The sequence below is a fragment of the Bacteroides sp. MSK.20.12 genome (genome assembly GCF_019052435.1).
In the GTDB taxonomy this organism is placed as follows: Bacteria; Bacteroidota; Bacteroidia; order Bacteroidales; family Bacteroidaceae; genus Bacteroides; species Bacteroides xylanisolvens.
Window position 1 is genome coordinate 94,054 of the sequence record NZ_JAHQVH010000006.1, and the last position, 12,354, is coordinate 106,407.

Here is a 12,354-nt window from a genome sequence, read left to right on the forward strand (position 1 = left end):
TTTAGAATTTCACATTTACATTAAAACCATAGCTTCTGCGTGAAGGCAACGAACCGTATTCAAGTCCCATACCGGTGGTATTGTTGTAGTTGGAATCCGGGTCGATATTCGGGATATTCTTCCATACGATGAACGGATTGCGGGCAACGAACGAAACGGTCAGTCCGCTTACTACATTCTTCAGCCAGGATTTGGGTACATTATAACTCAACGTCAGCTCACGGCATTTTACGTATGAGTTGTCGTAAATAAACATAGAAGGTGCATTACGGCAAACGCTCATCCAGTAGTCTTCCGGATTGATGTAGATGTCGTTGGGGCGATACGTTCCATCACCGTTGTCGATGACACCTGGAGCAACGAATCCGCCTGTCGGCTTCCAGTTATCGGCTCCTTTCGCAATGCCGGCTGCCAATCTTTCTTCTTCCGAGCGATACCAGGCGTCGCGTCCTGCCAATGTCTCCGGACTTTTACCCGATTCGTAAGCAGCACGGGCAGACATAGAATAGAGGTCGGCGCCTACTTTCACATCAAATACCGCTACCAGCGAAAGATTTTTGTAGGTAAAGTTGGTGAGCAATCCACCTGTCCAGTCCCAAGAGGCATTACCCAATACGTGGTTGCTCTTGTCATATTGCGGCAGACCGGTTTGCGGGTCAATCAGAATATCTCCCTTTTCGTTCCGTTGGAAGTCCGGGCCTACAATAGAACCAAAGTTCTCGCCTACCTTAGCGGCCACCTGAACGTCGAGCCAAGATGCTTTTTCCAGTTCAAACATATCCGATTCGCCATCCAGTTCTTTTACCTTGTTGCTGTTTTTGGAGAAGTTCAGATTAATGTCCCAGGAAAAATCGCGTGTTTGAATCGGTCGTGTGCTAAGGGCAATCTCAATACCTTTGTTTTCTATCTTGCCGGCATTAATCAAGCGATAGTTGTAACCGGTTGTCCAGGAACTTGCCATTCCCATAATCTGGTTTTTACTGATTTGAGAATAGTAGGTGAAATCCAGTCCGATACGGTTCTTCAGGAATTTCAATTCCAATCCCATTTCCACGGAGTTTGTTTTGGTTGGTTTCAAGTCTTTGTTGGGGATGGTTCCGTTATCGATATATCCGATGGTATATCCGGGATAAGCATATTTGGATTTCGTATAGACGAGTCCCAATTGATAAGGATCGGTATCGCTACCTACTTGCGCCCATGACATACGCACCTTTCCGTAAGGCAGGAGGTCGCCCAGTTTTGTCAGCTCGGAGAATACAAAGCTACCGGAGAAAGAAGGATACATATACATGTTGTTGCCAGTGGGTAGGGTAGACGATTGGTCGCCACGCAACGTAGCATCGAGGTAAAGCATGTGTTTCCATCCCACGTTCACTGCTCCGTAAACCGAATTAATCTGCTTGCGGTAACTGCCGGGCACTACACTGATCTCGTTGAAGCTCGTCAATGAAGGGACATCGCGTATCTTCATGTCTTGAGCGGTGGTAACGGTGGTCTGGTTGTTCACCTTATATACATTGCCGCCTAACGTAGCGTTGAAATCGAAATCACCCCAATGGTTGTTGTAGAGAGCCAACACTTCAAAGTTGTACATGCGGTTGCGGAAAGCACTGTTTTGAAGTCTTCCGGCTTCGAATCCGGGAGTGGTAGGCGCTTTGTAATCATCGAACGTGAACCAGTTGAGTTCGGCGCCCAATGTTGCTTGAAGTTTCAGATGTGGGTCGATGTTCCATACGGCCTTGCCGTTCATGCGGAACAAGTCTTTCTTGGATTTATTGAAGTTCTTATAGATATCCCAATACGGATTCACGTTGTAGGGATCCATACCGTTCCAGTTGGAATATTCGCCGTCGGCAGTCTGATAGGTTTGCAACCATTCCTGATCGTAGGTGGTGGCAAGGGTCATCAGGTTTTTACCGATATTGGACTTGCTGTCGCCCAGTGCCGGACGGTTCTTCACATCTTCCCGTGTATAGTTGACGCTGAAATCCAGGTCTACCTTTCCTGCAGACGTATTGGCGCGCAGGTTGAAAATGTCACGGCTCATGTGTGTCTGGGGAACAATGTCTTTATTGCGCATATCCGTATAGGTAAAGCGAATTCCGGTTTTTCCGCTGTTCACCCCTATGATGGCGGAGTTGGTGGCGGTGATACCCGTGCGGAAGAAGTTGGACGTATTGTCGGGGACAATGAGGAAAGGGCGTTCCACGCCGTCGAAATACTTCAGCATGTTTGAACCGTCCGCTTTGGGACCCCAACTTTTGTTTGTGTTGGATATGGCATCATAGCTATAAGTACCGTTGCTTCCCATACCATATATCTGTTGCACTTCGTCCCATTTGGCAAGTTGGGTGTCGAAAGTCAGCGTTCCGTTATATTCCACGCTGATTTTATCCTTGTTGGCTCGCTTGGTTGTAATCAAGATAACACCGTGGCTGGCACGGCTACCATAAAGTGCGGATGCCGCAGGGCCTTTCAATACCGACATATTTTCTACGTCATCGGCATTGATGCTCGAAATACCGTCGCCCAAGTCGAAGCCTCCGTTTGTGCCGGCACTGCCGAAATTAGTGTTGTCCAAAGGTACACCGTCCACTACATAAAGAGGCTGGTTATTGCCGGTCATTTCGGTACTGCCTCGTAGAATAACGCGCGTAGAACCGGAAGGACCACCGGCGGTCTGGCTGACTACCAAGCCCGGCACACGTCCTGCCATGGAGTTGATAAGATTCGTTTCTTTCGCTTTGGTCAAGGCTTCACCTTTCACTTCATCAATGCCATAGCCCAACGCTTTGCGCTCTCTCTTGATGCCAAGAGCGGTAACTACCACTTCATCCAATGCTTTGGCATCCTCTTTCAAGGTGATGTTCAAAGGACCTCTTCCCGCTTTTACTTCTTCGGATTTATAACCCACGTAGCTGACAACGAGCGTAGCTCCCGCTTTTACATTCAAACTGAAATTTCCATCCAGATCGGTAATCGTTCCGTTGGCAGTTCCTTTCTCCACTACGGAAGCCCCAATGATAGGACCTGTGGCATCGCTCACTTTTCCGGTTACCTTGTTACTTTGTTGTTGAATAGCCTGGGAACTTGGTTCCGTTGCTGCATACACTTGCTGGAAACCTCCCGCCATCCAAAGAGCGAGTGTTCCGCAAAACAGTAGATACTTACATTTTTCCATATTCATAGCATGTATATTTAAGATTCCTATAATATTTTCACCCAGTCGATGTACATCTTCACTTTCTGACCGTCTTTCAGGCCCGTCAGTTTATTAATGTCGGTAATCCCTGTAAACGCACCTCCCACGGCGAGGTTGAACAGGATGTAGAAGTTGTCATGAAAGTAGGTGTTCGAGCTAATGTCGAACGTATGAAACTTGACGTTGTCGATGGATATTGTCAGGTTGTTTTCATCCCAATCCAGAGAGTAGGTGTGATAATTGCCGTCTTGCAGGCTGTTGGCAACATTGGCTTTGTAGTATTGCTGTTCGTGAGCCGCTGCGCTAGGGCCATAGTGAATGGCGGTGTTCACTTGTTTTTCCGAATCGCCCGCAGCCATTCCGCTCTGTTCTCCCATTTCCATAATGTCGATCTCCCCGCATGCCGGCCATTCTTTGTCGTTATCTCCCATCATCCAGAACGCAGGCCACAGTCCGCCGTTAGTCTTGGGAAGCTTGATACTTGCTTCTATCTTGCGATACTTGAAACTCTTTTTTCCTTTTGAATTGATCCTGCCTGAATAGATTTTATTCCCTTTGCGTTCGGCGGTAAGAATCAGAACCGATTTATCCCCGTCCTTTCCAACGGACACATGAGCGGCATCGTATGCCTGTAGCTCTTGATTGGTCCAACCGGGTTCATGAGTTTCTTTCGTCCATACTTTTTCATCGAAAAAGTTGAAATCGTCTTTAAAAAGAATGTCTTGTGGATTTTCCTCCGGTTCCGTTCCAACAGAATCCGACGAACAGGATTGTTGCGCGAAGCAAACGGATAAAAATAGGAATAGTGCTACTTTTTTCATCGTTTTAGCATTTTAAAGGTTAAACGTAATATGTGCTTTATACTTGTAAAGCTTGGTGCAAAGATGCTAATATCCGGCTGAAACGATGGTCAGATTGCTGACATATTAGGTTTGATTGCTGACAAATCTGCTGATTTTTATCGAACGGACGTTATCTTACCCATTCTTTTTCGAAGATTGTTGCTGTACAAGAATGAGGTAAATGATAATTTTGCGGAGTGCCCTGAAAGGGCTTAATTATATAGCGTAGGGCAACGCCCTACGTAAAAGCGACAATCTGAATTTGCGCCCTGAAAGGGCATAATTGTATACGGTTCCGCCCTTTCAGGGCTTGTGGCTGGTGTGCTTTTTTCGTAGGGCGTTGCCCTACGCTATATAATTAAGCCCTTTCAGGGCACCCCAATAAATATATAATTGTAAGGCTTTCAGCCTAACCGATAAATTCTCATTTAACCACTAAATTTCCATTTAATTAAGAACTGTACTGAAATGAACTAAATGATCATTTATTTTTAGACATAAGAACAAAAGAACATAAATGCTGCGCTTTGAAACTTATTTCTGTTGCTTATTGAACTGCTATTTTATTTTTTGTTCTTATGTTCTTCTGTCTGTATTAAATTCTCATTTAACCGCTAAATTCCCATTTAATTAAGAACGGTACGGAAATGAGGTAAACTCATACAATTATAATTCAAAAAAACTTCCGTAAACATTCTCAAGTATACTTATCACTATGAGAAAAAATACTCATAGGTATGAGAAGAAATACTCATTATAATGAGAACTTTTTCTCATTGCAGTGAGAATATACCCTTGTCAGAATAGGCTGAAACAGTTCATTACTGTACCGGAAACGAGCTAATTCTAATTCAAAACCGAACATGAATGCTTGTCTACTTCCCACTATATTTACTTGGCTGCATCCCGAATTGTTTCTTGAACAATGAACTGAAATACTTCGTGTTGACAAATCCGGTTTCGGCGGCGACATCGGTTACGCTTTTACCTTCTTTCAGCAGTTCGGCAGCTTTTTGTAGCCGGATGATACGGATAAACTCTTGCGGCCCTTTTCCCGTCAGTGATTTAAGGCGACTGTAGAATAGTGTCCGGCTCATTGCCATTTCATGGCACAAGAGATTGATGTTGAAATCGGGTTCATCCAAATGTTCAAGAACAAACCGGGTAGCTTGCATGATAAACCGGCGGTCACCCTCGGCCATTGTTTCGCTTGCTGTCGTTACGTTTTTGTTGTCGATACTTTCATTGTTTTCATTGCTTTCATTGTCGTCACGTTTGCCGCCCGCCTCTACTTGAGCGATGGCTTGCCGCATGAAAAACTGCCGTTGCCTGTTTCGATTGTCAATCAATCCTTGTACTTTCAATTTCAGTATCTCTGTACTGAATGGTTTGGGGATATAATCATCCGCGCCTTTCTTCAATCCTTCCACTATTGCTTCGTGGTTAGCCTTTGCCGTCAGCAGAACGACCGGAATACCTGATGTGTCAGGATTTTCCTTGACCATTCTGCAAAGCTCGTCACCCCGTATGCCGGGCATCATGACGTCGGAGAGGATGATATCCGGATATTCATTGGCGAGACAGGCGATAGCTTCGTGTCCGTCGGCAACATCAATCACCCGATAGAGGTGTTCAAAGGTCTGGCGGAGGTAGTGACGGAGAGTTTCGTGGTCTTCTACAATGAGCAATGTATTCCGGTCGTCCGGATCTTTCATTTTATCCGTTTCGGGGCTGTTATTATCCGATGTGCCGGCAAGGTGTTCGAGGGATGATTCGTGCGACACGGGTTCGGCTACGGTGGTGGTTCGCGGCAATGTTACGATGAAAGTAGTTCCCTTGCCCTCCTCGGAACAGAAAGTGATTTTTCCATGCAGCATCTTTACAATGCGCTGCACCTGCAACAGTCCGAATCCGGTTCCTTCTTCCTGTGACTGCCGGGCATTTTCGGCTCTGTAAATATCGGAGAAGATATGCTTTTTCGCTTTCTTCGGTATGCCTATTCCGTTATCTTTCAACGAAAGGATGGCTTTGCGTTTCGTGGCTTTCAAATCCAGGCTGATTTCTCCCTGGGGCATGGTGTATTTGCAGGCATTGGAAAGAAGATTGTCGAGTAACATCTCTATCAGGTGTTTGTCGGCCGAAACGAAAATGGCTTCGTCGGGTTGGGTCAGATTCAGTGTCAACTGCTTCTTCTCGCAAAAAGACCGGAAGACAGAGACTTCTTTCAGCAAAACTTCATTCAGACAAAGCGGAACCGATGAAGAGGATGGCTTGTGGGCGTCTACCTTTTCAAATTCGAGCAACTGTGTGATGAGCGAATGGAGTTTTCGGGTACTTTCATGAGCCAGATTCAGGTAATAACGGGCTTTGTCCGAGAGATCCTGTTCCCGGTTCAAATCCTCCAGAGGTGCCATGATAAGCGTTACCGGCGTGCGAATGTCGTGCGCCGTGTCGATGAAGAAACGTATTTTGTCTTCGTCGTATTTCTTTTGGAGCTGGTTGCTCTTATAGCGCAGGATGAAATAGAAAACGAAGCCTATTATAAATAGGTAAATAGTCCAAGCCCACCACGAGTTCCACCATGGCTGGCTCACTTTCACTTCTAAGGTGCTTTCGGAGATAGTCTTTCCGTCGCTGCGCCGCAGGCTGCGCACCTTAAAAAGATAAGTGCCCGGCGATACCTTGGTGTAGGATGCCTTGCCCTCGGCAGACGGTTTGCTCCAGTCATTGTCATACCCCTCTAAAATATGCTGATAGACAATATCGCGCTGGAAACGATAGTTGATAGATTCAAAAGAAACGGTAAACGAGTTGTATTTATAGCCGAGCCGTACCGCACGGTCGGCAAGCATATCATGGATGGCGGGTCTCAACGATTCTTCTTCCTGGACGTTTTGATAATCAACCGTCAGCCCCGTGAAACGCAGGAGCGTCCAGTAGTCTACGGTTGAGATGTCGAGTGGCATGATAAAGACAGCGCCATCCGTGCTGCCATACACAAACTCGCCGTTCATCAACCGGGCAAATGAGGATTTGTTATATTCCTTGTCTATATTGCCTGCATAGTTGAGGTTCGACACGCGCAGGCTGTCTATCAAGGCAATTCCTTTTCCGGTGCTGACCCACAAGCGTTTCTTGTCGTCTTGCTGCAAACTATATATATCATTGGACGGCAATCCCTCTTGAACAGTGAAAGTCTTTACCGTCCGGTTTTTCATGTCATATAGATTCAATCCTCCCCCTTCGGTTCCCAGCCACACGGTTTCGTCGTCATTGAATAGCATAGAGATGATATAAGCACTGACATTCTGATTGTGAAATTCCTGGGAATTGGCATAGTGCTGTATATTCCCTGTATGTTTGTCCACCAGGAAGAAACCGTTGACGGTAGCCACCGCTACCCGGTTTCGGTCGATAGGTTCAATGGACTGTACCCAATTCACGTCGAAAGACCGTTTGCTGCCTTTTTCTTTTTCAAACATGATCAGGCATCCGTCCAGCCCTCCTATCCATAAGTCTCCCTCCATGTCTTGTCTGACGGAGAAAATATAATTGGTGGTCAATTGCCCTTGTTGCTTGGTGAGATGGCGTAACACGCGTCCGTTGTTATCCAGTAGATACACTCCGTCTCCGTATGTTCCTACCCATACGTTCCCATTTCCGGATGTGCAAAGAGAAATGGTTACGATTTCTTTCAGCACGTGTTTCCAAGTGCCTGACAGGGTGTTTCGGATGCTGATTCCATCATCAGTAGCGAACCATTGGTTGCCATCCGGGTTTTCTTCGATATCATTCACGTTGTTGCTGATGAGAGAATGGGTATTTCCCTTTTCGTGTGTTAATATCGAAATGGGATGTTTCAGCAGGATAGCCACGGATACGCCTCCCGTATAACTACCTATCCAGATGTTGCCCTGGTCGTCTCTGGTTACGGCATATACGCCGTTTCCGCGCAGATAAGTATCTGTGTCATCTCTGGTATTCATCAGTAAACGGGCTTTCTTGGTGTCCTTGTCTATCGCATACACGCCACCACCGTCCACGCCTATGAGTATGGTATGTACATCATAGTCTGTAATTGCCCGTATCGGATGAAGGAACGTGCTCCCTTGTCCCTCCAGCGCAAGCACTTTGGAAGTGTCGAGGTTCATCACAGACAAACCGCTGCCAAATGTGCCTATCCAGAGTTCTTTTTTCGGTTTGTCGCAGAACAATGTTTGTACATTCCACCCTTCCAGCAGCTGGCGTTTCTTATCCGGCAGGGCGTGTGACAGTTGCCAGACTCCGTTAGAAGTACCCACAAAAAGCGACTCGCCGGCAAATGCGATGTCGTTGACATATTGTCCTTTCAACACGGCAACTATACGATGGTCCGCTTCTTGCTTGTATAGTCCTTTATCCGCCCCCATCCACCAGGTTCCGTCACTATCCAAACAGAGTTTGTTCAAGATGACTTCTTCCTGAATCAATTGTCCCAGGTGGAGGACTTGTTCAAAATGATCCAGGATGGTGGAATATCGGTAGATTCGTCCGGTGTGGTCGTAGGCGAACAGTCCTTGTTGTGCGTCGTACAATAAGTAAAGCCTGCGTCCGGCAAGATCGCCATAATAGAAACTGCCCGGTAAATCATAGTTCTTTACCGTATGACCGTTGTATCTGTCTATTCCGGTTTTTGTAGCAATCCACATCGCACCGTCTCCATCCTCGACAATCGAAAAAACACGTTGACTACTAAGGCCTTCTGCATAGCCTACATGCCTGACATCGAACATCCGGTTGGTCAGTTCGGCTTTGACAGCCATATTTATCATTAGTAGTAAGGTGATAACAAGATTAAAACGAACCATATTCTTTTAATTGTTGACATTACAAAGATAAAGTTTCTTTAGAAAATCCCAACAGAATAGGGGTGTGAAATTAGAAGGAATATTCAGTAAATGTTCCTATGTAAAGTCAATTAGAAAATCAACAAGATTAATATTTCCGGGAATGGCAAGTTTCTTTCTTATTCGGTAACGGGCTGTTTCTACCCCACGAATAGTGAGATTGGTGAACTGCGCAATGTCTTTAGCTGACATCCTTCCCTTTTTACAGTGAACCGCCGAATACGCTCTGTATAAATAGGGCTATTGATAAGTTTCATCTTTTTATAGTTATAGTTGATATACAAAACAGATATGTCAGTTTTATTAAGCATAACTTATAACTCTATCCTAGTTGACGAAAGAGAAATAAAAAGAATGTGAGGTGGCCTAAATAGTAAGAGGCTGCCTCACATTGCTTTTAGTGACTGTCTTGGATTTATTTATTGCACTTCAAAACTCCCTTTCAACCGTATATCCTGTGAAGAAGCTCCCACCATAACCGAGAAACTTCCCGGCTCTACCGTAAACTGATTATTCTTGTCCCATAATCCCAAGTCTTGAGGAGTAAGGGTAAAGCTGACGGTTTGTTCTTCACCCGGTTGCAAATGAATACGTTCAAAACCACGCAATACTTTATCGTAGGTGGTAACGCTGCTGAAATCATCCCGGATATAAAGCTGGACTACTTCATCCCCTGCTTTCTTTCCTGTATTCTTCACAGTACATGAAAGAGTGATATTTTCCTGCGGACCGATCACCGGTTTAGATATTTTCAAGTCTGAATATCCGAAGGTCGTATAGCTTAAACCATATCCGAAAGGATAAAGTACACCGTCTACACGAACTTTCCCTTTAGAGTCAGAACCCGGCTTGAATGGGAATGCAAAAGGAATCTGTCCCACAGATTTCGGGAAAGTGACAGCCAGACGTCCTCCCGGATTATAGTCTCCGAAAAGTACTTTAGCGATGGCATCCCCCATAAATTCTCCGGGGAACCAGGCATGAATAATGGCAGGAATGTATTTGTTTGCCCAGTTGATGGTTGCTGCCCTTCCGTCCACCATCACTAGAACGACAGGTTTACCTGTTGCATAAACTGCTTCCAATAATTGTTGCTGCCGTCCGCAGAGGTCAAGATTGGTACGTGAAAACTCTTCCCGAACCGTTTTCTCATTTCCACCCAGTACAAGGATAGCGACATCCGAAGCCTTTGCTAATTCTACCGCTTCCTGAATCATCGCCTGCTCTTGTGTATCTAATGGAACATTGTACAGTTCGCTCTCCGGGAAATATTTATCAATAATATCACAGCCTTTAGCATAGCGAACTTCCGAGTTAGGCAGATATTCTTTGATTCCCTGATATACAGTCTTAATAGACGCATTGGCAGGACCATATCTGCAAGTCAGCTCCTTCACTTCTTCCGCATTCGGACCAATCACAGCTATTTTTTTGAAGTTCTTGGATAACGGAAGCATCTGATTCTCATTCTTCAAAAGAACGACGGACTCCAAAGCGGCTTCCATAGATACTGCTTTATGAGCGTCATTGTGTACGACTGTCTCCGGACGACGCTCATCACCGGGATACGGATTATCAAAAAGCCCCATCATAAACTTGACACGCAGAATCTCACTGACGCGTTGATCGAGCGTATGCAAAGAGACTTTACCTTCGTCGATAGCACGACGCAACGGGAGGATGAAATCTTGTGGCGGAGTAAAGTTGGTACGGATATTCAATCCTGCATTGACCACTTGTGCCGCCATCTCTTCTTCAGTCGGGGTGATACGATGTTTGGTGTGCAGAAACTCTACCGCCTCACTATCCGATACTACATATCCTTTGAATCCCCATTGCTGACGCAGAATCTCCGTGAGGAAATGATAACTTCCGGAAACTGGCTCCCCGTCATAATCATTATACGAACTCATCACTCCTAGAGCACCCGCTTCCTGAATACCTTTGCGGAAAGGTTCCAAATAAAGAGTCTTCATCTCACGCGGGGCCACGTGCGGATCAGTACGCGTACCTCCGTCGCGTCCACCGACCGGGATGCTATACACGGCGAAATGCTTGGGAGTAGCAACAATACCTTCGCTTTGCAGACCGAGGATCATCTGTTTTCCCAATTCGCCCGCCAGATACGGATCTTCTCCGTAACTTTCTACCACACGTCCCCAGCGAGGATCTTGTGCAATATCCAGAATAGGAGAATAAATATTGGTATATCCCAATGCTTTTGCCTCATTTGCAGTGACTTTCGCAATTTCCCGGATCAGTTTCTTGTTCCACGTGGCACCTTGCCCGCATTGAGCGGGAAACATGGTAGCCCGGTCGTGACATAATCCGCGTATTCCTTCATTGGTGAAGTCCACCGGAATGCCCAGTCGTGTCTGTTCTACAAACCAGCGTTGAATGCTGTGCCGGTTCTTGACGCTGTTGGCATACGGATAGGAGATCTCAGAACCGAACTTACCCAGTCCGTTCGCCTGCTCATCAATGTTTCCGATACCGTCCTTCCAAATTTCCGCTAACCATCCGGCAGTAGGACACGCATCTTTCAATACCCGTCCCGAACCGTAGAGAGTAGCCATCTGACAGGTTTTCTCTTCCAGTGTCATTTGCGAAAGCAAATCCGCGATGCGGGCTTCGATAGGAGCGGAGGGATCCTCGTATACATCCTTTATACCGTTTTTATTGAAGTCGATCCAAGTCTTTTTGTATATGTCCTTTGAGTTGTTGCCGGATTTGTTACCGGTAGGTTTGTTGCTTGCCGAGATATTGCCGGTGTAGATACTTCCGGCAGATATTAACAGGGCGAGACATAGTAATTTCTTCATAATTTATTTATTTGTAAGAGTACTTATCTATTTATGCTGCAAGTATACAAAAAGAATTTGAAATGAGCGGATAGAATAGTCTTTATAATCATGTTATAAACGGCTGTCTTGGTACTGGTGTATAGGGAGAATGATATTATGAAGCAGGGAAGAATACCTTATCTCCCCTTTATTATTGTATTAAGTTACCGCTCTTCTTGCATCAGACTACCGATATGGTTAGTTTACCACGGCCGTGACGAATTCTCTCCACGGCTGTGACGAGAAGTTACCACGGCTGTGGGAAGATCTCCCCACGGCCGTGGGGAATTAACTATATCGGTGGTTTAACGGATGGATAATGAAGGGATAACAGATGTATACCGGTTGCATTTCTTATGTAATGCGGGGAAGCAGGACGACGCTTACAATGAGACAGGGTGAGGGTAACAGCCTACCCTCACTTACCATCACCTTTACCCTCACACCTGTGATGCCGATGGATAAAGAGATACAGGCAGAGGGTGAGGGTGTGAGGGTAAAAGTGCCCTGAACTTTTGTTTGGAGAAATTTGCTTGGAGATGCTCCGTCATGTTTCTTGAATGCTGAATTCGTTTCTT

Annotated in this window: 5 protein-coding genes and 1 pseudogene; 1 reads left to right on the top strand and 5 read right to left on the bottom strand. The window is 45.8% G+C overall.

From position 1 onward, the window contains the following. Position 1 precedes the first annotated feature (1 nt). From KTR06_RS05220 to KTR06_RS05240, 5 genes and pseudogenes are all read right to left on the bottom strand, one after another. Positions 2 to 3,190 (bottom strand): SusC/RagA family TonB-linked outer membrane protein, encoded by a 3,189-nt coding sequence (locus KTR06_RS05220; protein WP_008023459.1) that lies wholly within the window; start codon positions 3,188 to 3,190, stop codon positions 2 to 4. Between the two features lie 20 nt (positions 3,191 to 3,210). After that, positions 3,211 to 4,026: a family 16 glycosylhydrolase gene (locus KTR06_RS05225; RefSeq protein ID WP_044135378.1), complete on the bottom strand. Its 816-nt coding sequence runs from the start codon at positions 4,024 to 4,026 to the stop codon at positions 3,211 to 3,213. A gap of 896 nt (positions 4,027 to 4,922) precedes the next feature. Beyond that, on the bottom strand, positions 4,923 to 8,894 hold the full coding sequence (locus KTR06_RS05230) for a hybrid sensor histidine kinase/response regulator transcription factor (RefSeq protein ID WP_217290027.1): 3,972 nt from the start codon (positions 8,892 to 8,894) through the stop codon (positions 4,923 to 4,925). Positions 8,895 to 8,990: 96 nt separating this feature from the next. Next, a pseudogene (locus KTR06_RS05235) lies at positions 8,991 to 9,125 on the bottom strand (helix-turn-helix transcriptional regulator); the annotation flags it as partial. Between the two features lie 227 nt (positions 9,126 to 9,352). Then, on the bottom strand, positions 9,353 to 11,755 hold the full coding sequence (locus KTR06_RS05240; protein ID WP_217290028.1) for a glycoside hydrolase family 3 N-terminal domain-containing protein: 2,403 nt from the start codon (positions 11,753 to 11,755) through the stop codon (positions 9,353 to 9,355). Positions 11,756 to 12,164: 409 nt separating this feature from the next. On the opposite strand from KTR06_RS05240, the gene KTR06_RS24650 reads away from it, so the two are divergent. Beyond that, positions 12,165 to 12,287, top strand: coding sequence for a hypothetical protein (locus KTR06_RS24650; RefSeq protein WP_256331113.1), 123 nt, complete (start codon positions 12,165 to 12,167; stop codon positions 12,285 to 12,287). Positions 12,288 to 12,354 lie beyond the last annotated feature (67 nt).